General features: G+C 60.8%; 19 protein-coding genes. 13 read left to right on the plus strand and 6 right to left on the minus strand.

All coding sequences use genetic code 11. The features are described from left to right. Positions 1–292 precede the first annotated feature (292 nt). A complete protein-coding gene (locus tag ACTG2W_RS14365) occupies positions 293–772 on the plus strand; it encodes a GNAT family N-acetyltransferase (protein WP_106843418.1) in 480 nt (159 codons plus the stop codon). Positions 773–1,038: 266 nt separating this feature from the next. Further along, complete coding sequence (locus ACTG2W_RS14370; protein WP_058057085.1) at positions 1,039–2,037, plus strand: sensor domain-containing diguanylate cyclase; 999 nt, start codon at positions 1,039–1,041, stop codon at positions 2,035–2,037. 87 nt (positions 2,038–2,124) lie between these two features. On the opposite strand, the gene ACTG2W_RS14375 is transcribed toward ACTG2W_RS14370, so the two are convergent. Beyond that, positions 2,125–2,751, minus strand: coding sequence for a porin family protein (locus tag ACTG2W_RS14375; RefSeq protein WP_106843419.1), 627 nt, complete (start codon positions 2,749–2,751; stop codon positions 2,125–2,127). A 1,276-nt stretch (positions 2,752–4,027) separates the two neighbouring features. Between ACTG2W_RS14375 and ACTG2W_RS14380 the strand changes: the two genes are divergently transcribed. Beyond that, a complete protein-coding gene (locus tag ACTG2W_RS14380) occupies positions 4,028–4,792 on the plus strand; it encodes a helix-turn-helix domain-containing protein (protein ID WP_005336490.1) in 765 nt (254 codons plus the stop codon). A gap of 40 nt (positions 4,793–4,832) precedes the next feature. Here ACTG2W_RS14380 and ACTG2W_RS14385 read toward each other — a convergent pair whose 3' ends face one another. Next, a complete protein-coding gene (locus tag ACTG2W_RS14385) occupies positions 4,833–5,597 on the minus strand; it encodes a UTRA domain-containing protein (RefSeq protein ID WP_106843552.1) in 765 nt (254 codons plus the stop codon). Positions 5,598–5,861: 264 nt separating this feature from the next. Here ACTG2W_RS14385 and ACTG2W_RS14390 point away from each other — a divergent pair, with 264 nt between their 5' ends. The 6 genes from ACTG2W_RS14390 to ACTG2W_RS14415 are packed head-to-tail and all read left to right on the plus strand — an operon-like array spanning position 5,862 to position 11,126. Then, positions 5,862–6,908: an ABC transporter substrate-binding protein gene (locus tag ACTG2W_RS14390; protein ID WP_106843420.1), complete on the plus strand. Its 1,047-nt coding sequence runs from the start codon at positions 5,862–5,864 to the stop codon at positions 6,906–6,908. Positions 6,909–6,917: 9 nt separating this feature from the next. Further along, entirely contained in the window at positions 6,918–7,751 is an 834-nt protein-coding gene (locus ACTG2W_RS14395) for an alkaline phosphatase family protein (RefSeq protein ID WP_106843421.1), read from the plus strand. After that, positions 7,751–8,650, plus strand: a complete 900-nt coding sequence (locus ACTG2W_RS14400) for an ABC transporter permease (RefSeq protein WP_106843422.1) — start codon at positions 7,751–7,753, stop codon at positions 8,648–8,650. The genes ACTG2W_RS14395 and ACTG2W_RS14400 overlap by 1 nt, the downstream gene beginning before the upstream one ends. After that, on the plus strand, positions 8,643–9,419 hold the full coding sequence (locus tag ACTG2W_RS14405; protein WP_005355251.1) for an ABC transporter permease: 777 nt from the start codon (positions 8,643–8,645) through the stop codon (positions 9,417–9,419). Before ACTG2W_RS14400 ends, ACTG2W_RS14405 begins: the two co-directional genes overlap by 8 nt. A gap of 6 nt (positions 9,420–9,425) precedes the next feature. Further along, a complete protein-coding gene (locus tag ACTG2W_RS14410; protein WP_106843423.1) occupies positions 9,426–10,433 on the plus strand; it encodes an ABC transporter ATP-binding protein in 1,008 nt (335 codons plus the stop codon). Between the two features lie 39 nt (positions 10,434–10,472). Next, positions 10,473–11,126 carry an HAD family hydrolase gene (locus ACTG2W_RS14415; RefSeq protein WP_106843424.1) on the plus strand — a complete coding sequence of 218 codons (654 nt, stop codon included), beginning with the start codon at positions 10,473–10,475 and terminating at the stop codon, positions 11,124–11,126. A 114-nt stretch (positions 11,127–11,240) separates the two neighbouring features. On the opposite strand, the gene ACTG2W_RS14420 is transcribed toward ACTG2W_RS14415, so the two are convergent. Further along, complete coding sequence (locus ACTG2W_RS14420; protein WP_106843425.1) at positions 11,241–12,875, minus strand: sensor domain-containing diguanylate cyclase; 1,635 nt, start codon at positions 12,873–12,875, stop codon at positions 11,241–11,243. Between the two features lie 83 nt (positions 12,876–12,958). Here ACTG2W_RS14420 and ACTG2W_RS14425 point away from each other — a divergent pair, with 83 nt between their 5' ends. After that, positions 12,959–13,399 (plus strand): DUF2214 family protein, encoded by a 441-nt coding sequence (locus tag ACTG2W_RS14425; RefSeq protein WP_019445450.1) that lies wholly within the window; start codon positions 12,959–12,961, stop codon positions 13,397–13,399. 137 nt (positions 13,400–13,536) lie between these two features. Further along, positions 13,537–14,436, plus strand: a complete 900-nt coding sequence (locus ACTG2W_RS14430) for a DMT family transporter (protein ID WP_106843426.1) — start codon at positions 13,537–13,539, stop codon at positions 14,434–14,436. Positions 14,437–14,502: 66 nt separating this feature from the next. On the opposite strand, the gene ACTG2W_RS14435 is transcribed toward ACTG2W_RS14430, so the two are convergent. The 3 genes from ACTG2W_RS14435 to ACTG2W_RS14445 all read right to left on the minus strand — a co-directional run bounded on the left by ACTG2W_RS14435 (position 14,503) and on the right by ACTG2W_RS14445 (position 16,830). Further along, entirely contained in the window at positions 14,503–15,129 is a 627-nt protein-coding gene (locus tag ACTG2W_RS14435) for a glutathione S-transferase family protein (protein WP_440016303.1), read from the minus strand. Between the two features lie 105 nt (positions 15,130–15,234). Next, positions 15,235–16,503, minus strand: coding sequence for an O-acetylhomoserine aminocarboxypropyltransferase/cysteine synthase family protein (locus ACTG2W_RS14440; RefSeq protein ID WP_139463665.1), 1,269 nt, complete (start codon positions 16,501–16,503; stop codon positions 15,235–15,237). Between the two features lie 150 nt (positions 16,504–16,653). Next, entirely contained in the window at positions 16,654–16,830 is a 177-nt protein-coding gene (locus ACTG2W_RS14445) for a hypothetical protein (RefSeq protein WP_106843427.1), read from the minus strand. 100 nt (positions 16,831–16,930) lie between these two features. Here ACTG2W_RS14445 and sgrR point away from each other — a divergent pair, with 100 nt between their 5' ends. Together sgrR and katG are read left to right on the plus strand one after the other, a co-directional pair. After that, the gene (gene sgrR / locus ACTG2W_RS14450) at positions 16,931–18,634 is read left to right on the plus strand and encodes an HTH-type transcriptional regulator SgrR (protein WP_181281622.1); all 1,704 of its coding nucleotides are present in this window, start codon (positions 16,931–16,933) and stop codon (positions 18,632–18,634) included. Positions 18,635–18,779: 145 nt separating this feature from the next. Further along, positions 18,780–20,957 (plus strand): catalase/peroxidase HPI, encoded by a 2,178-nt coding sequence (katG, locus tag ACTG2W_RS14455; protein ID WP_440016305.1) that lies wholly within the window; start codon positions 18,780–18,782, stop codon positions 20,955–20,957. Positions 20,958–21,003 lie beyond the last annotated feature (46 nt).

Consider the following 21,003-nt stretch of genomic DNA (forward strand, 5'->3'; position numbering starts at 1 on the left):
CTTTTCTAATAAACGGGAGAAGGGAGCAATGCCGTTACCGCAGTCCGATTACGCTTCGCTAATCGAACCTACACGGCTGACGATCATATTACCGGTGCCGCTTTATCCCCTCTCCCTCTGGGAGAGGGCTAGGGTGAGGGGAGCTGGTTGGCACAATGCCAATTTTGCCCGCTTCGTGAAATCCGGTAGGGTGCAAAGAACGAAGTGAATTGCACCGCTGCTATTTATCTGCCAAAAGGTGTAATGCGCTTCGCTTATTACACCCTACTTACACATGACAGGATGTCATTGCTTGAGACTTGAATTTAACACCATCGATCTGGAGCGGGATTACGAACTCTGTGTTCAGGCACGCAGGGATGCCTATTTCTGCAGTTTTCATACCCATGAAGGTTTTTCCGACTTTATCGACGGTTATCGGGAGCGGATCCGCGAAAGGCTGGAGCAAGCGCAATGGCACTACATTCATGTCTGGGCGGGTGAACAACGGGTGGGTCAGCTGGAGTTTCGCAGCTTTTCCGATGAGCCCGAGACCGGTTATGTGCAGCTGGTTTATCTGTTCCCCGAATATCGTGGCATTGGCTTGGCTGCCGTGTTGCAGGCCTATATTCGTCAGCAGTTGCTGGGGGCGGGTTGTAAATGGGCGATGCTCTCCGTGAGTCGTACCAATGTGCGGGCCTTGAATCATTATCGGCGCTTTGGCTGGGTATTTCTGCGCCCCAATCCGAAACATCAGGAGACGGATTTTTATCGACTGACTCTGGCCGAGTGACCTCTGTGGTTGCTCCAGCGTATCCCCTCATTTTTCCCATCCCCCAAATGACTGAATCGTGAGTTAAATCCGGTAAATGGGGCGCGCTTGAGCCACACTTATGACCACCCTGATTCAGCCTGTGCCGTGAGTGGCCGATAACCGGGGAAACGCTGGTGCGGTGGGGTTCTGGCTGACAGATCTGTTGCAATATGCCAAGGTAGCGCCTCAAGACAACAGCGCGATTCCCCGTGGTGGCGCGGGGCGGAAGAACAAGGATAACTGCTATGGTGCAGGACAGTGACACGATCAGGATCTCGGATGTCAGCGAGGCCGTGGTGCATGGCATTCTGGAGGTGACCAGCGATGGCATCTGGGATTGGCATGCCAATACCGGTTTTGTCTATCGCAACCCGGGCTGGTACCGGATGCTGGGTTACGAGCCTCACTCCCTCGGCAATACCGTCTTCACCTGGGAGAACGTGATCCACCCCGACGATCTGGCGGCTGTGATGGCGAAGTTCGATCTCTGCCTGAGCGGCAGCGCCCACGAATATCGCGCCGAGTACCGTTGCCGCTGCCGGGATGGCAGTTACCTCTGGATTGAGGATTGTGGCCGCATCATTGAGCGCAATCCCGACGGGTCTGTGGCGCGGATGATCGGCGCCCATCGCGATATCCACGCCAGCAAGTTGTTGCTGGAGCAGCTGGAGCGGCGCAATCAGTCGCTGGAGCAGCAGGTTGCCGAGCGCACCGCCGAGCTGGTGCGACTCAACGAGGCGCTGCAACAGAAAGCCGAGGAGAACCGTCTGCTGGCAGAGACCGATGCCCTGACTGGCGCCGCCAGCCGCTATCGGCTGGAGCGGGCATTGCAGCTGGAGTGCGAGCGGGCGCGCCGCTTCCATCAGCCGTTTACGGTGATCGCCATGGATGTGGACAACTTCAAGCAGATCAACGACAGCTATGGCCACAACGCCGGGGATCAGACCCTGATCAACATAGTGGCGCTGGTGCGCCGCCATATCCGCGAGATAGATCTGCTGGCCCGCTGGGGCGGTGACGAGTTTATGGTGTTGTTGCCCAACACCGGCCGCGAGGATGCGCTGGTGGTGGCGAGCAAGTTTCAGGCATTGATGGCGAGCGAGCCCATCTGCCCCCATGCGCCCGCTACCATGAGCTTCGGGCTGGCGGAGTATCAGCAGGATGAGCAGAAGGAGAGCCTGATGGTGCGCGCAGATCGGGCGCTCTATCAGGCCAAGCAGCTGGGTAAAGACCAGATCTGCTAACGCGCAGGGCTCGGAAAGAAGAGCAGTAAAAAAGGCCGCAGGTTTGAAACCTGCGGCCCTTTTGTATTGTGACTGACGCGGCGCGACTTAGAAGTGGTAGCGCAGACCCAGCTTGAAGGTATCCAGAGAGTAGTGCTCGTCACCCAGGCTCAGGGCGTCGAACTGACGCTCGTAACCGATACCGGCAGAGAAGTGGTCGTTGAAGGCGTAGTCCAGACCCACTTCCAGATTGGGGTGTACCTTGCTCTTGGTTGCGCTCTTGCTTACCTGATCGCTGAAACCGAGGAAGGTGGCGTTGCCGACAACTTCCAATTCGGTGCGGGTGTAGGCGATGCCCGGTTTGGCATAGGCGCTGAAGCCCCAGGCCAGCGGCTGGCTCAGCTTGGCGGCCAGGCTGATGCTGCGGGTGTCGATGGTGGTGTCGGCAAAGCCGCTTGCAATCGGGGAGGTCACCCAGGTCAGCTGATCCATCTGCTGGGCGTGCAAGCCACCTTCAACCGCCAGCCAGGGTTTGAAGCTGTAACCCACGATCAGGCTGCCGCCGTCGAGCTGGTCGTCGATCACTTTGGCGTCATAGGAGTCTTTGGCCGCACCATCGAGATCCATCTTGGAGGTGGTCAGATCCAGACCTGCATACCAGCCTTCGGCATGGGCGCCGCCATTCATGGCCAGAGCAAGCAGGGAGAAAGCGGCAATTTTATTAAACTTGTTCATGGATAAATAACCTTGTGTTGCGTGAACTGCGTGTGATTTATATTGCTCAATCCATGAAGCTTTTTATATTTCCGTCATCGCTCTGCTTTCACAGAGGGGCCGCAGTATAGTCAGCACATTTCTGAATAACAAGAGAGTGATTTCCCCATCCTTCTAAATATGACTGGCTGCAAGCAGGGTCATTTTGTTTAATAAATGGTGTTATTAGAGTTTTAACTTTATTGAGGTTTAAATAATTAACTGGTGAGGCAAATGACAGGCTGAGAGTTAGACTTTGATTCTATGTTATTGATTTGTATTGGTATTAAATTTTCATTCGAGCGTGGCCATGATGAGTTGTCTAAAAATTGGCATCTCAGATGTCAGTCACAGGCATCAGGCTCTTTTCGATGGTTTTTTGAACGCCTCACAAGGTGAAACCGTGAGAAAAAAATCTATATTTTTGCCTGTTTTTTGCTCTTTTTGAGGTTTGGGATTGTTCCCAATGCGATTTTTGGTGGTCTTTTGAGGCTGTTTTTGCGAAGGCGATGTTACCCATCAGATACGCGAATGGGCTCTTGTGAGTGGCTTTTCTTTTCTCCCTGCAGCACTCGTTGGGGTGGGCATGAGATGCGATAAGCAGATATGGGTCGTGCGGTCTGATTAATTTCGTTTGCTTATATATACAAGCTATTTAAAAGATAGGTTTTTGGAGTTTTAAATAACTTTCTTATATTCGTTTTTATATTTAATGAAGCTTTCCAAACAGGCCATTTAAATATATTAAATGGCAATAACACGGTATTGATGACCGTTTAGAATACCTTGCCAGAGAGGTCGTGGTGGCTGGCGCATCAGTGGGCGGCAGGTGGCCGGTGACACTTCCCCTTGCCGGGGCCCTTGACCTGACCTGCGAATTCAGGGAAAAGAAAAGGGCGGTGCTATCAGCGCCGCCCAATGCCAGGAAAGAGAAAAAACCTTACGGTTTAAAAGATAAAAATTTGGAAGCAAACAATCGATTTCTCAACCAGGAAGGGTCTTGAATTCGATACGTTTCGATTATGCGCGATGTTCTATGCAGCACTAGCAAAATGTTTGCGGGTTGAAAGATATGCACTGTCTGGTGTCAGATTTTGCGACCTCATCGTTCAACTGGTCTGTCCTGATGGGCGTTGTAGGCGATTTTTTCTCTAGGCTGTTTTTTCGGTGTCAATATCTGAGCCTTGAAGGTAAAAACAGGTCAGAAGCTGACTCGGCATAACCATGCAATGAAAGTGCGATAACAAGGAAGAGTGGCATGACCTACAGCCAGACCCTGGCCAACAATATTCTCGACACCCTGAAGAAGACCCTGACCGACAAGGGGATCCGCTATCAGACCCTGGCAGAAGCCATGGGTGTCTCCATCGCGACCGTGAAACGGATGATGAACAAGCCCTCGCTGCCGTTTGATACTCTGCTGGAGATCTGCCATCTGGTGGGTCTCTCGTTCGAGGAGTTGCTGGATCGCACTCAGGACGCCCAGAGCCGCCGCGCCGTCTTTACCCAGGAGCAGGACGAGGCGTTTCACAATGAGCCGGGGCTCTACGCCTTTCTCGCCAATATCTTCTGGCGCGACAAGACGCTGATCGATCTCAAGCGGGAGTACGGCCTGACCGATGCCTCCTGCTACCTCTATCTGCGCAAGCTGGAGAAGCTCGGTATCTTGCAGCTTGGTATCGACAACAGTTACCACTTCCTGATCAGCGAGCGGATCAGCTTCGAGCAGCACAGCCGTTTCGCCCGCCAGCAGGCGCGGCAGGCAATGTCAGTGCTGGGGGAGTATCTGGTGGAGAACATGCACAAGTCGAACAACTATATGGCGCTCTGCCAGCTGCACCTCAACGAAGGGGAGGCGATGGCACTGATCGACCGGATGAAGGAGTACTGGCATCAGGAGATCAAGCTCAACCGCCCCGCTATCGGTCAGCAGGAGCATGCCAAGACCTACACCATGTCGCTGCAACTGGCCGACTGCGGCTATCAGAGCTTTGACGACATGATCCCCAATATCGACAACTGATCCCGGCGGATCCTGCGGGATCCGCTCTGTTGGCTGGAGTCTAATCGGCGACCCGGGTTTGTTGCAGCTTGCCTGCGATCGGTTGCAACGCCCGGGTATCGAGACAGATACGGATCGCATCCGGTCGCCAGTGCTCGATATCGCAATCCACCAGAGCACCACGCTCGTCATAGTTGACCCGCACCAGCCGCAGCACGGCGCTCCCCTCCGCCAGATTGAGGGCGCGGGCGATGGCGCCGCGCGCTGCCGAGGGGGTGATCTCGAGACTCGCCCCGCCTTGGCCTATGCCATAGCGCTGCTGATAGAGCTCGGTGAGGGAGCTGGCCAGCGGCGCGCTGGCGATATCGGGAAAGCGGCTCGCCAGCAGGTGGTGGCTGACATGCAGCACCGGGCGGCCGTCGATCAGCCGCTGGCGGCGGATCTCGTAGAGCGGCGTGAAGGGTTCCAGCCCCATCCAGCGGCACAGTTCGCTGCTGGCAAGTTCGCTGCCGTGGGCCAGCACCCGGGTTTCGGCGGTGCGCTGCTGCTCGCCGATCCACTGGTGAAAGTGGGTGTGGATGGCGGGATCGTAGGTGAGGCGGGGTGGTGCCACAAACCAGCCGCGCCGCTCGGCACGGTAGATAAGGCCGTCCGCTTCGAGGCTGGAGAGCGCCTCCTTGATGGTGATGCGGGTGGTGGCGAAGCGTTCGCTCAGGGCCCGTTCGGCGGGCAGCTGCTGCCCGGCCCCCAATTGGCCGCTGCCGATATAGCGGCGCAGGGTCTGGCAAATCTGTTCGCACTTGGAGGAGGAGCGGCCATCGGCCATGCTCTGTTCGTTCACTCTCTGCTCGCTCAATCTCGGCTCGGTCACACTCTTGTCCCTGTTGCTTATTCAGAAGGCGGGTGGCTGGCCAATCCCTTACTGGAATAGTCCAGCCTCATTCGGGTTCAGAGTTGTAACCGCTGTGGATGACAGCGCCATGACAGGGTGATTGTCATCAAACTGCCATTAAAGCGCCCCGCCACCGTCACAATTCCCCTCTAGCATCCCTCTCGAACCTTAACTGACCTAGTCCAGAGGGATGGGATGATGAAAAGCGTGATCGCAAGTGCACTGGCCATGGTGGCCATCAGCCAACCACTTTTTGCAGCCGAGAATATCGCGGATCTCGAAAAGGCCGCCCGCGGCGAAGGCCAGCTCCACAGCATCGGTATGCCCGACAGCTGGGCCAACTGGAAGGATACCTGGCAGCAGCTGGGCAGCATCTACGGCATCAAGCATCAGGATACCGACATGAGCTCGGCGCAGGAGATTGCCAAGTTCGCCGCCGAGAAGGCCAATGCCACCGCCGATATCGGCGACGTGGGTGGTGCCTTCGGCCCGGTTGCGGTCAAGCAGGGTGTTACCCAGCCCTACAAACCTTCCACCTGGGCTGATATTCCCAACTGGGCCAAGGACGCCGACGGTCACTGGATGCTGGCCTATACCGGCACCATCGCCTTCCTGATCAACAAGGATCTGGTCAAAGCCGCCCCCACCAGCTGGCAATCCCTGCTGGGTGGCGACTACAAGGTGACCTTGGGTGATGTGGGCGTAGCCTCCCAGGCCAACAACGGCGTGCTGGCGGCGGCCTATGCCACCGGCGGTAGCGAGAAGAATCTGAAACCTGCACTGGAGCTGTTCGGCCAGCTGGCCAAGCAGGGCCGCCTGTCGCTCAACGACCCCACCATCGCCAACATCGAGAAGGGCGAGGTGGAAGTGGGGGTGCTGTGGGACTTCAACGCCCTCAACTACCGCGACCAGATCGACCCCAAGAAGTTTGAAGTGGTGATCCCGAGCGACGGCTCCGTCATCGCCGGCTACACCACCATCATCAACAAGTGGGCCAAGAACCCCAACGCCGCCAAGCTGGCCCGTGAATACATCCTCTCCGATGCCGGTCAAATCAATCTGGCCCGTGGCTATGCCCGCCCGATCCGCAGCAACGTGACCCTGCCGGATGACGTCAAGGCCAAGCTGCTGCCAGCCGAGCAGTATGCCAATGCCAAGCCGGTGCAGGATCACGCCGCCTGGGAGCAGAGCTCCAAAGCCCTGCCGCGTCAGTGGCAAGAAACCGTCATGATCAACATGCAGTAAGGGAATCCAGTGCAACACAAGGTGATAGTGGTACTTGTGGATGGTCTGGCAGCCGAGGTAGCCCACACCATGGGCTACCTCGGTGGCATGGTGGAGGCGGAGCGTGGCCTCTATACGACCCTCAGCTGCGCCCTGCCATCCCTCTCCCGGCCTCTCTACGAGTGCATCCTGACCGGCGTTCCGCCGGTAGCGAGCGGTATCACCCACAACGGGGTGAGTCGTCTCAGTCTGCATGACTCCATCTTCCATCTGGCCCGCGCCGCGGGTAAACGCACCGCAGCGGCGGCCTACCATTGGGTGAGCGAGCTTTACAACAAGAGCCCCTGGCTGGCGGCCCGCGATCGCTTTACCCACGACGAGCAGCTGCCGATCCAGCACGGCTGCTTCTACTGGGATGACAACTATCCCGACAGCCATCTGCTGATGGATGGGGAATGGTTGCGCAGCCAGTACGATCCCGATTTTCTGCTGATCCACCCGATGGGGGTGGACGATGCGGGCCACAAGTTTGGCCTCGATTCCCGCCAGTACCGCAATCAGGCGCGCCGGATGGACAGCCTGCTGGCCGATCTGCTGCCCCAGTGGCTGGCGGAGGGGTATCAGGTGGTAGTCACCTCGGATCACGGCATGAACACCGATCTGAGTCACGGCGGCACCCTGCCGGAAGAGCGCACCGTGCCACTCTGGCTGTTTGGCGATGCCTTTATCGAGCGCTGGCCGGATGGGGTAGTGATCGCCCAGACCCAGCTCTGCGCCCTGATGGCGGATCTGCTGGGCATCCCCCACGACAAGCCGGCAGCGCCACCGCTGCTCAAGGCGGCCTTTATGCGCGAGGTGCACTGATGATGCCTGCAACCACCGAGATCCTGGTGGATCACCCCGTGGCAACCAAGCAGAAGGTGCGCCGCCACTGGCTGCCCGCGCTGGTGCTGCTGCCGTTTGTCCTCTTGATGATCCTGTTTCAGCTCGCCCCCATGGTGTGGGTGCTGGTGGGCAGTTTTCAGACCCCCGATGGCTGGGGCCTCGACTACTACCGGGAGATCTTGAGCTCCCCCTTCTACCTGCAATCGTTCGGCAACTCGTTGCGTATCGCCGGTATCGCCAGTCTGGCGGGGCTGGCCATCGGCACTTTGGGGGCAGCCGCGCTGCGCCACAGCGGCGAGCGGGTCAAGCGGGTGCTGCTGGCCTTTGTCACCATGACCGGCAACTTCAGCGGGGTGCCGCTGGCATTCGCCTTCATCATCATTCTCGGCATCAATGGTGCAGTGACTCTGCTGCTGAAATCCTGGGGATTGATCGACGGCTTCAACCTCTACTCGGGTAGCGGCCTTATCCTCATCTACACCTACTTCCAGATCCCGCTTGCCCTGCTGCTGCTCTACCCGGCCTTCGATGCGCTACAGGATGAGTGGCCGCAAGCGGCCGCGCTGCTCGGCGCGAGCAAGGGGCAGTATGTGTGGCACGTGGCACTGCCGGTGCTGACGCCTGCGCTGCTCGGCACCCTGATCATCCTGTTTGCCAACGCGGTGGGGGCTTATGCCTCCGCCTACGCCCTCACCACCGGCAACTTCAATCTGGTGACCATCCGGGTGGCCAGTCTGGTCTCCGGCGATATCTTCCTCGAGCCCAATATGGCGGCGGCGCTGGCGGTGATCCTGATGGTGCTGCTGGGAGTGGTGACGGCCGCCAACCAGTGGCTGCTGAAAAAGAGCTATGTGAACAAGGGGCAATCCCATGCATGATTTGACGCCGCGCTGGCCCAAGTGGGTGCTGGGTGGGCTGGTCGCCACCTTGCTGCTGCCGCTGCTGGCCACGTTTCTCTACTCCATCTCCACCCGTTGGGGGGCGACCCTGCTGCCGGATGGCTTCACCCTCGACTGGTATCTCAAGCTGTGGGGCGATCCGCGCTTTCTGGCGGCGTTTGGTCGCAGCCTCCTGGTCTGTTTCGCCACTCTGCTGCTGGGGACCCTGGTGCTGGTACCGACCGTGCTGGTGGTGGCCTACTACTTCCCAAAGCTGGATCCCTGGATGAACCTGCTGATCCTGCTCCCTTTCGCGGTGCCACCTGTGGTCTCGTCAGTGGGGTTGCTGCAGATCTACGCCGATGGTGTCCTGCCGATTATCGGCACGCCGTGGATCCTGATCGGCACCTGGTTCACCGTGGTACTCCCCTTTATGTATCGGGCGCTGGCCAACAGCCTGCAAGGGGTACCGCTCAGGGATTTGATGGATGCCGCCCATCTGCTGGGGGCCAGTAGTCGGCGCGCCTTCCTGCTGGTGGTGATCCCCTGCCTGCGCAAGGGGCTGCTGGCGGCGCTGTTTCTCTCTCTCTCCTTCCTGCTCGGCGAGTTCGTGTTTGCCAACATGCTGGTAGGCACCCGTTACGAGACCCTGCAGGTCTACCTCTACAACATGCGCGCCACTTCTGGCCACTTCACCAGTGCGCTGGTGATGAGCTACTTCCTGCTGACCCTGCTGCTCACCTGGGCGGCCAACAGATTTCATCGGTGATCCAAGATGTTTCATTTAGAAGTCAATCAGTTGCACAAATCCTACGGCGATACGCCGGTGTTCGAGGGGATCGAATTCGGCATTCGCAAGGGGGAGCTGGTGACCCTGCTCGGCCCCTCCGGCTGCGGCAAGTCCACCCTGCTGAGGGCGCTGGCCGGGCTCACTCCGGTGGATGGCGGTCAGGTGCGGGTGGCCGGTGAAGAGATCACCTGGCAGGCGCCTCAGAAGCGGGGCATCGGCATGGTGTTCCAGAGCTATGCGCTGTTCCCCAACATGACGGTGTGGGACAACGTTGCCTTCGGCCTCAAGATGAAACCCCAGCCGGGGCGGGAGCTGGCGGCCAGCGTGCAGGAGGTGCTGGCGCTGGTGGAGCTGACCGGTTTCGAGCGCCGCTATCCGGCCGAGCTTTCCGGCGGCCAGCGCCAGCGGGTGGCGCTGGCCCGGGCTCTGGTGGTGCAGCCGCGGATCCTGCTGCTGGATGAGCCGCTCTCGGCGCTGGATGCCCGCATCCGCCGCAGCCTGCGCCAGCAGATCCGCGAGATCCAGCAGCGCCTTGAGCTCACCACCATCTTCGTGACTCACGATCAGGAGGAGGCGTTGACCATGTCGGATCGGATCTTCCTGATGAACAAGGGATCCATCGTCCAGAGCGGCACGCCGGAGGAGATCTATACCCGTCCCGCCAGCGAGTTTGTGGCGAGCTTTATCGGCAACTACAACCTGCTTTGCGCCGAGCAGGGCAAGTCGCTGTTTGGCCCCCGTTTTCAGGGCAAGCTGGCGCTGCGACCCGAGTCCCTCTCCCTGCTGCCGGCTGGCGCTTACAGCGACGAACCGAACCTGCCGGGGGTGATCAGCGGGCAACAGCTGCTTGGCAATGTGATCCGCTATCAGGTGACCTGCGAGGCAGGCGTTCTGACGGTAGATTGCCTCAACCGCTCGGCCCGCGAGCTGCTGCCGGTGGGGCGCGCCGTGACGCTGGTGGTGGCCCGGGATCAGCTCTGTGAGGTAGCATGAGGCGGCATTTCATTTCCATTTTCACTGCGAGGAGCGCCCATGGCACTGGCACTGTTTGATCTGGACGAGACCCTGATTGCCGGGGATTCCGCCAGCCTTTGGCTGGAGTACATGGTGGCCGAGGAGCTGGCCCCCGCCAGCATGATCGCCGAGGAGCAGGGGATGATGTCCCTCTACCATCAGGGCAAGATGGACATGCACCAGTACATGGCCTTCACCCTGCAACCGCTGGCGGGCAAGACGCGCCAGTGGCTCGACTCGCTCTGCACCCGCTTTGCCGAGCAGGTGCTGCGCGAGCGTATCTACCCCGAGGGGTTGGCACGTATCGAGTGGCACCGCCAGCGTGGCGACGAGCTGGTGCTCATCTCCGCCTCCGGCGAACATCTGGTGGCCCCCATGGCGTGGATGTTGGGGATGGAGCACTGCGTGGCCATCCTGCTCGATGAAGAGTCCGGCATGCTGACCGGCCAGACCCGCGGCACCCTCAGTTTTCGCGAGGGCAAGGTGGCCCGCATCAACCAGCTCTTTGCCGGGCGGGAACAGCTCTGGCAGGGAAGCTTTGGTTACAGCGACTCCCACAATGATCTGCCCATGCTGCGGGCGGTGAGCCATCCCCATGCGGTCAATCCTGCCCCCGCGCTGCGTCAGCAGGCCGAGGAGCTGGGCTGGCCAGTGTGGGAGTGGCAGCGCTGAGTTGCGCGCCACACAGGCTTAACGTGTGACAGAAGCACGAAAAACACAGAGAGAGGCTGGAGCCTCTCTCTTTGTTTTTGCGGACAGCGTTGTGGTTGATGCTGGCCGCTGTGGCTACCCCTCGTTGGTTTGTTGTCGGGGCTCGCCAAAGGCGGGCACTTCCTCCTCGGCATTCTGGTGAGGGGTGTGGCGCAGCGGGAAGCAGATACGGTTTTTCCCCTCCCGCTTGGCCTGATAGACCCCCTTGTCGGCCAGCTCCACCAGCTCTTTGGCCGAGAGCCCGGAGCGGCTGAAGGCCACCCCGCCACTGATGGTGATAGTGAGATTGGGTTCGCGCCACTCCAGCTGCTCCACCCCGAGCCGGAACGCTTCCAGCAGGGAGGGGAGCATCGGCTGCTCTTCGCCGTAACGGAAGATCAGCACCAGCTCCTCGCCGCCATAGCGGCAGAACCAGCCCCACTCGTGGAATAGATTCATGCCCAGCTTGCTCACCCGCTTGAGCACCACATCCCCTGCCTGATGGCCGTGGGTATCGTTGACCCGTTTGAAATCATCCAGATCGAACATCACCACCCCGAAGGGGGCGCCACTGTTGAGCTGCTTCTGCAGGCACTCGTCGAAGAAGCGACGATTGTAGAGCCCGGTGAGCTTGTCCTGATGGGCTTGCAGGCGGATCTGGGCAAAGTCCTGGCTGGCGGCATCCATCTCTTCATAGACCTTGGCCAGCTCCAGCATACGGCGGCCGTTGTAGGCGATACCGCCGGAGCGGCTGGCGCGGATCAGCAGGGTGATCTCCCCCAGCATCCGGCGGAAGTAGCGGGACCAGAGCAGGGCCAGCAGCAGATAGAGAATGCAGGCGACGGCAATCATCAACTGCACGTTGATAGAGACGCTGTCGATCACCTGCTGCATGCTGGCAGTCGGCTCGACGCTGAGCAGGATCCAGCGCTGCTCGGGGATGCGGTAGTAGGAGACCATCAGGCCGCTGGCATCATCGAGGAAAAAGCCCTGCGGCAGTTGCATCCGGGCCAGCCAGTCGGGGTGAGCGAGGGGTTTGAATACCCGTTCGCGATCCGGATGGGCCAGCACCAGCCCGTCATGGTTGAGCAGGATCTGATAGCCATTGCCCAGATGATGGCTTTGCTCGTGCCGACTGTTGAGCCAGCTGGCGAGGGGGGTGAGCTGGGTATCCAACGAGAGTACGCCAACCCGCTTGCCGTCAGGTTCTTCAATCACCCGGGCCAGTGCCATGGTGAGAGTGCCCAAGGTGTAGTCGTAATAAGGATCAGTCCAGACAATCTGTCCGGGATGGCTGGATGCCAGCAGATACCAGGGGCGGGTTCTGGGATCGAACTTCTCGTCGGCCTGCCAGGAGGGGTGGATCAGCATCTTGCGATGCTCGGTGCCCACGTAGACGTAATCGAGCTCCATCACCTTGTGATAGGCCTGCCACTGTTGCAGGTAGCGCTCGCCGTTAAGGATCTCCGGGCCGCTGAAATCCCGATAATTTACCTGCTGATAAATGAGCGTAAACTGGCGTTTGAGGGTCGCCAGATAGGGTTCGATCAGGGTATGGAAATACTGGGTGTTGCGAGCAATCAGATATTGTTGCTGCTCGTGGCGCAGGGTGCGCTCCATATGCAGGTAGTAGATGCTGCCGAGCAGCAACACAGGGATAAAGAGCAAGAGGAGGCCCAGCCGCATGCGGGTGATCAAAGACCAAGTGTTCTTGGGCTTGGCGGGGGACATGAACAGATCCTTTTCGTCTCGGGTGACACCAGCATATATGATGCTGTGCGGCTCGTCTAAAGGCAGAAAATGAGATGTTTCCGATGCTGAACCACACTCTGCTCTCAATGATTCATTATGGCAGCATAGCGGTGCTAATCCTTGCCCTCTGTGTCGAGTATCTGATCTTTCGGCGCGGCCTGAACATGCTGCGAGTGCGCCGCCTGCTGCTGGCAGATGGGGTGGCTGCGCTGGCGCTCTTCTCCATCTTTGCCACCGGGAGTCTGCTGGCCCTCGAGCATGCCAGCTCGGTGGCAGAGATCTTTGCCCATCCTGCCCACGGCCTCAAGATGGGGCTGTTTCTGCTGATTGTTGGCTCCCTCGTTTATCCCAGTCGCCTCTTCTATCGCTGGCGTCGCGCCCTGCGTCTGGGCAAGGCGCCGATGATCTCCATTCAGCAGCACTTCCGGGTGGTGTGGATCCTGCGGGGCAATCTGCTACTGATTGCCCTGTTGGCCGTGTTCACCAAGCCCTCGCTGCTGTAACACTCGCTGTGCTCAAAAGCCGTGCGATGCAGAGCATGGGGAGCGAGAGCGAAGACAAAGAGTGAAGACAAGAGGATAGGGAGGCGGGTATCTTGGATCGGATAACCCGTCACGCGCCGATTTAAGGAAGAATCGCCATGCGCTCCAATCTGATGTTGCTGATGGCTGCCACCATCTGGGGTATGGGCTTTGTCGCCCAGCGCCTCGGGATGGATCACATGGGGCCCTATACCTTCAATGGCCTGCGCTTTCTGCTCGGCGCCCTCTCCCTGCTGCCGCTGCTCTGGTGGCTCAAATCCCGACAACCTGTTGCCGTCGCGGGCGACCATCGCCAACTGCTGATCGGTGGTGTGCTGGCCGGGCTGGTGCTGTTCTGCGCCGCCTCCCTGCAGCAGGTGGGGCTGCTCTATACCACCGCCGCCAAGGCCGGTTTCATCACCGGGCTCTACATCATTCTGGTGCCGGTACTGGGGCTGCTGCTGCGCCACAAGAGCGGGCTCAATACCTGGATCGGCGCCATCATCGCGCTGGCCGGTCTCTATGTGTTGAGCGTTACCGACGAGTTCACCATCGGCTTTGGCGATCTGCTGCAGGTGGTCGGCGCCCTGTTCTGGGCCGTTCACCTGCTGCTGGTGGATCACTACTCCAACCGGGTTGCTCCCATCAAGCTCGCCGGAGTGCAGTTCGTGGTCTGCGGCCTGCTCAGCCTCGCCACTGCTTTTGTTATCGAAACCCCGACGTTAAGCGGCGCAGTGGCCGGTTGGCAGGCGCTGCTCTATGCCGGGCTGGTGTCGGTCGGGGTCGGTTATACCCTGCAGGTGGTAGGGCAGCGGGGTGCTCATCCGGCCCACGCTGCCATCATCCTCAGTCTGGAGACCGTCTTTGCCGCCGTGGGTGGCGTGTTGCTGTTGGGTGAGACGCTGGATGAGCGCGCCATTGCCGGTTGCGCCCTGATGCTGGCGGGGATGCTGATCTCCCAGATCCGCTTGAGATGGTGGTGGAAGTCGCGCCGGGACAAGGTGCCCGCGACCAAGTAAACCGCAGCCCGCTGCATAACAAAAACGCCCCGACAGTCGGGGCGTTTTGCATGATGGCGATTCGGATCAGGGGCGCTGATCCAGCTCGCGTTCCAGCTCGACTGCCTTCTGGCGGGCAGGATGGGTATTGAGGCGCTGCCAGTAGGCTTGCAGGTGCGGGAAGTGGGCCAGCTGACCACTTTGCGCCAGCAGATCCACCAGGAAGGAGTTCATGATGTCGGCGCCGGAGAGGCGATCCCCTACCAGATAGTGGCGATTCGCCAGTACCTCATTGAGGTAGCCCAGCACCTTGGCACACTCCGCCTTGGCGTAGTCCGGCAGGAAGCGCATCGGGCTGCCATCCTTGCGCACGAACATGTCGAGCAGCAGCGGCAGGATGCCGGAGCTCTCGGCGAAGTGGAGCCACTGCAGGTATTCGGGATAGTCGGGGCTATCTGGTGCCGGTGCCAGCCGTTCCGGAGCGTGGCGGGCAATCAGGTACTCGGTGATGGCGCCCGATTCCGCCAGCACCCGGCCGTCGAACTCGATGACTGGCGACTTGCCGAGAGGGTGGATGGCCTTGAGCTCGGGCGGCGCCAGAAAGGTGGCGGCATCGCGCTGATACGCCTTGATCTCATAGGGCTGGCCCAGCGCTTCGAGCAGCCAGATGATGCGTTGGGAGCGGGATTTGTTCAGGTGATGCAGGACTATCATAACGACCTCGATTCGGTGGCAGGATCGGGTGTACGAGCGGGCGAGGGGGACGGTTCACCGATGGCTAAAAAGAGCGGGCTGATGCCCGCTCCCTTGCTGACTGACTCAGGCCTCCAGCGCCTGATCAAGATCCGCCAGAATGTCCTCGATCGCCTCGATCCCCACCGACAGCCGGATCATCTCAGGTTTGACGCCAGCCTTGGCCTGCTCCTCCTCGCTCAGCTGGCGATGGGTGGTGGAGGCGGGGTGGCAGGCCAGCGACTTGGCATCGCCGATGTTGACCAGCCGCTTGAAGATCTTGAGCGCATCGTAGAAGCGCACGCCCGCCTCGTAGCCATCCTTCAGACCGAACGAGAGAATGGCCGAGGGGCGGCCGGCCATGTACTTCTCCGCCAGCAGATAGTGCGGGTGACCCGGCAGACCGGCATAGCTGACCCAGGCCACCTTGGGGTGATGCTTGAGGTGGTGGGCGACCCGCAGGGCGTTATCCACGTGGCGCTCCATGCGCAGGCTCAGGGTCTCCAGCCCCTGCAGCAGCAGGAAGGCGTTCATCGGCGCCAGCGCCGCGCCGGTATTGCGCAGCGGCACTGTGCGTACCCGCCCGATAAAGGCAGCCGGGCCAAAGGCCTCGGTATAGACCACCCCGTGGTAGGAGGGCTCGGGTTTGGTCAGCTGCGGGAAGCGCTCGGCGTGATCCGCCCAGGGGAACTTGCCCGAGTCGACCACCACGCCGCCCAGCGAGTTACCGTGGCCGCCGACATATTTGGTCAGGCTGTGCACCACGATATCGGCGCCATGTTCGATGGGCTTGCAGAGCACCGGCGTGGCGACCGTGTTGTCGACGATAAGCGGCACGCCGCGGGCGTGGGCGGCCTTGGCCAGCGCGGCCAGATCGACGATGTTGCCCGCCGGGTTGCCGATGCTCTCGCAGTAGACCGCCTTGGTCTTGTCGTCGATCAGGGCGGCGATGGCCTCGGCGCTGTCATCCTTGGCAAAGCGTACCTCGACCCCGAAACTCGGCAGCATGTGGGCGAACAAGGTGTAAGTGCCGCCATAGAGCTGGGGTGTGGAGACAATGTTGTCACCGGCGGCGGTCAGTGCCTGAATGGCGTAGGTGATGGCGGCTGAACCCGCCGAGACCACCAGCGCGGCAATCCCCCCTTCCAGCGCGGCCATCCGCTGCTCTAGCACATCGTTGGTGGGGTTCATGATGCGGGTATAGATGTTGCCCGGCACCGCCAGATTGAATAGATCCGCCCCGTGCTGGGCGCTCTCGAACTCGTAGGCCACCGTCTGGTAGATGGGCACGGCGACCGCCTTGGTGGTGGGGTCGCTGGAAAAGCCGTGGTGCAGGGCCAGGGTCGCATCTTTCATCACACACTCCTTGTTGGATGTTGCTTATGGCAGTTATAGATGGATAGACGTCCAATCTATCAGGCCCGTGGCCGATGTAAACAGCAAGATCCGGCAAAGCAATGTCGCCCGCAGGGGATGCGCGTCCCGAGTGGCTGGCACGGCTCGCACTCAGAGACGGCGGCGATACTCCTTGTCGTCGATCTGGTTCATATCCCACTGCATCAGGCGGTTGAGCTGCTGCATGGGATCCTCGATGAGCGACAGTGGGCGCGGCAGGATCCGCTTGAAGTAACGGCGCAAGGTCTGCTGGATCCGGTTCGGTTTGAGGGGGTTGGCGTGGCTCATGATGGTGCTCCTCTGCTGTGGTGCTCACGTTCATCAGCAGTATTGAGCTAAAATGCGGAAGTAAAAACTGATGACTTACAGCAACTGGATTTCCTCTTTTATGCCGACCGGTCGCCTCTACCAGCAATTTCAACGACTCGCCCAGCTGCTTGGCAGCGATGAGCGGGAGATCAGTCTCGCCGAGGTGGCGGACCTGCTCTGCTGCACCCCACGCAACGCCCGTCTGCTGTTGCGGCGGATGCAGGATCAGGGCTGGCTCAGCTGGTCGGCGGAAGCGGGGCGGGGGCGGCGCTCCCGGCTCACCCTGCTCGACAGTCAGGAGAGCCTGACCCGGCGCCGCTTGCGGGATCTGCTCGGTCAGGGCCAGCTGGCACAGGCGGTAAGGCTGGCCGAGGATCGCCTCGATCTGCTCACTCCGCTGCTGATCGAACAGCTCGGTCAGGCCACCCGCGAGGGGCGCCAGATCCTGCGGGTGCCATACTATCGGCCATTGCCGCAGTTGCTGCCCACCGGCCCGATGCGCCGCTCCGAAATTCACCTGAGCCGCCAGATCTTCAACGGCCTCACCCGGCGAAATGAGGAAAATGGGGAAATCGAAGGGGATCTCGCCCACCACTGGGAGTGTCTGGGCCCCTGTCACTGGCGCTTCTATCTGCGCCCGGCGGTGCGTTTTCACCACGGCCGCGAGCTGGTGGTGGAGGATGTGATGGAGAGTCTGCTGGCCCTGCGGGATCGCCCGCTGTTCGCCCATCTGGATCGGCTGGAGAGCCCCTGGCCGCGCACCCTGGATCTCTATCTCGACAGCCCGGATCCCTGGCTGCCCCACCTGCTGGCGGAGCCGGTGGCGACCATTTTACCGCGAGAGCTCAAGGGGGAGGCGGGCTTTGCTCTGCAACCTGTGGGCACCGGCCCTTACCGAGTGGCTGCCAACGATCCCCTGCATCTTTGCCTTGCGGCGTTTGACGACTACTTCGGCCTGCGCGCCCTGCTCGACGAGATCGATATCTGGATGCTGCCGGAGCTGGCGGAGCGGCTGGAGACCCACCTGCAGCTGGGGCGCGACAGCCCCGAGCTCGGCACCATGCGCGGCGAGTCGGAGCTGGAGTCGGGCTGCTACTTCCTGCTGCAGGACGATCGTTCCGGATCCTTGCAGGATCCCGCCCTGCGCCAGTGGCTCGGCCAACTGCTCAATCCGGTTGCTCTGATGGGGCGGGTCGCCCCCGAGTTGCAACGGGGCTGGACCAGCGCCCTCGGCCTGCTGCCCCACTGGCGCGAAGCACTGCCCGCGCCCTTGCCCACACCGACGCAGTTACCGACGACTCTAGTGCTCGCCTGCTTCAACCAGCATCTGGAGTTCAACGAGTGTGCCAACGCCATGAGCAGCCTGCTGGCCGAACAGGGGATCAGGCTGGAGGTGCGCACCCTCGATTACGGTCGCTGGGTGAGTGGCGAGGATGAGGATGTGGATCTCTGGCTCGGCACCCTCAACCTCGAACATGCCGGCCCCTTTGCCCCCTACGCCTGGTTGCAGGGCACCCCGTTGCTGCGCAAGGTGTGGGGCAGTCAGCATGAGTTGTGGCAGGGGTTGATGCAGTGGCGGGCCAGCGGTGTCGAGCCTGGTCCCCGCGCCCTGCTGGCAAGGGTGCAGCAGCAGAGCTGGTTTGTACCGCTGTTTCACCACTGGCTGGAGCTGGAGAGCCGGGTCGGCGTGCACGGGGTGCGGATGACGGCGCTCGGCTGGTTCGATTTTCGCAGCGCCTGGCTGCGGCCCGAGCCGCCCCATCAGCCCGCAGAGGTGCCATAGTTCGTCCAATTTCTGTCGCGGCTGACGGGCGTTCCGTGGCCGCTTGCGTGAAAGATCCCTAAATCGGCCGTTGCTGCACAGTTTGTGTCACGCCTCTGTGCCATGCTGTTTCAGGTTATGGACAGCAGAGCAAATGAGGAAAACGATGAGCAATAATTCAGACAGTTCCGCAGGAAAATGCCCGGTCATGCACGGGGGAACCACCTCCGTCGAGACGTCCAGAATGGAGTGGTGGCCGAAGAGCCTCAACCTCGACATTCTTCACCAACACGATACCAAGACCAATCCGCTGGGGGCCGGTTTCAACTATCGGGAAGCCTTAAAGGGGCTCGATATGGCGGCCCTCAAGCAGGATGTGACCGCCCTGATGACCGACAGTCAGGAGTGGTGGCCCGCCGACTGGGGCCACTACGGCGGCCTGATGATCCGCATGGCCTGGCACTCGGCCGGGACTTACCGCATCGCCGATGGCCGCGGCGGCGGTGGCAGCGGCAACCAGCGTTTTGCCCCCCTCAACTCCTGGCCGGATAACGCCAACCTCGACAAGGCACGTCGCCTGCTTTGGCCCATCAAGAAGAAGTACGGCAACAAGATCAGCTGGGCCGACCTGATCATTCTGGCGGGCACCGTGGCCTATGAGTCCATGGGGCTCAAGACCTTCGGCTTCGCCTTTGGCCGCGAGGATATCTGGCACCCGGAGAAGGATATCTACTGGGGATCGGAGAAGGAATGGCTGGCGCCCAGCGGCAAGCCGGGCGGTCGTTACTCCGGCGAGCGGGATTTGGAAAACCCGCTGGCGGCGGTGATGATGGGGCTTATCTACGTCAACCCGGAAGGGGTGGATGGCAAGCCCGATCCCCTGAAAACCGCGCAGGATATGCGGGTCACCTTCGCCCGCATGGCGATGGATGATGAAGAGACGGTAGCGCTGACCGCCGGTGGCCACACCGTCGGCAAGGCCCACGGCAACGGCGATGCCAAACAGCTTGGCCCCGAGCCGGAAGGGGCCTGCCTCGAGGAGCAGGGGCTCGGCTGGATCAATCACCACAGCCGCGGCATCGGCCGCAACACAGTGACCAGCGGCATCGAGGGTGCCTGGACCACCTACCCGACCAGGTGGGACAACGGCTACTTCGAGCTGCTGTTCAAGTACGACTGGTGGTTGCAAAAATCTCCGGCGGGGGCCCATCAGTGGGAACCGATCAATATCGCCGAAGAGGATATGCCGGTGGATGTGGAGGACCCGTCGATCCGCTGCAAACCCATGATGACGGATGCCGACATGGCGCTCAAATTCGACCCCGAGTATCGCAAGATTGCCGAGCGCTTCCGCGATGACCCGGCGGCCTTCTCCGACGCCTTTGCCCGCGCCTGGTTCAAGCTGACCCACAGGGATATGGGGCCGAAGAGCCGCTATGTCGGCCCCTATGTGCCGACAGAAGATCTGATCTGGCAGGATCCGGTGCCTGCCGGACGTGCCGATTATGACGTGGCGGCGGTCAAGGCCAGGATCGCCGCCAGTGGCCTCTCCATCAGCGAGCGGGTCACTACCGCCTGGGATAGTGCCCGTACCTTCCGAGGCTCCGACAAGCGGGGCGGAGCCAACGGTGCCCGCATCCGGCTGGCGCCCCAGAAGGATTGGCCGGGCAACGAACCGGCGAAGTTGGCGAAGGTGCTGGCGGTCTATGACAAGCTGGCGGCCGAGTGTGGCGTCAGCGTCGCGGATCTCATCGTGCTGGGGGGTAACCTCGCCATCGAGCAGGCAGCCCAGGCCGCCGGGGTGACGGTGAGCGTGCCGTTTGCGCCGGGCCGGGGGGATGCCACTCAGGCTCAGACCGATGTGGCCTCGTTCGAGGTGCTGGAGCCGTTGGCCGATGGCTTCCGCAACTGGCTGAAGCAGGACTATGTGGTGACGGCGGAGGAGCTGCTGCTGGATCGCGCCCAGCTGATGGGGCTCACCGCCTGCGAGATGACGGCGCTGGTCGGCGGGATGCGGGTGCTCGGCACCAACCACGGCGGTACCGGGCACGGGGTCTTTACCGATCGGGTCGGGGTACTCAGCAACGACTTCTTCGTCAACCTGACCGACATGGGCTACCAGTGGCTGCCGAAAGCGAGCAATCTCTACGAGATCCGCGATCGCCGCAGCGGCGCCCTGAAATGGACGGCCACCCGGGTGGATCTGGTGTTCGGCTCCAACTCTGTGCTGCGCGCCTATGCCGAGGTCTATGCCCAGGATGACAACAAGGAGAAGTTTGTCTGTGACTTCATCACCGCCTGGAACAAGGTGATGAATGCGGATCGCTTCGATCTGCTCGGCTAGTCCCCGAGCCGTTTGGTTATCTGCACCAGCCCCGCACAGCCAAGAT

The sequence above is a fragment of the Aeromonas sp. 96A genome, from assembly GCF_051919165.1.
Classification (GTDB): Bacteria; Pseudomonadota; Gammaproteobacteria; order Enterobacterales; family Aeromonadaceae; genus Aeromonas; species Aeromonas veronii.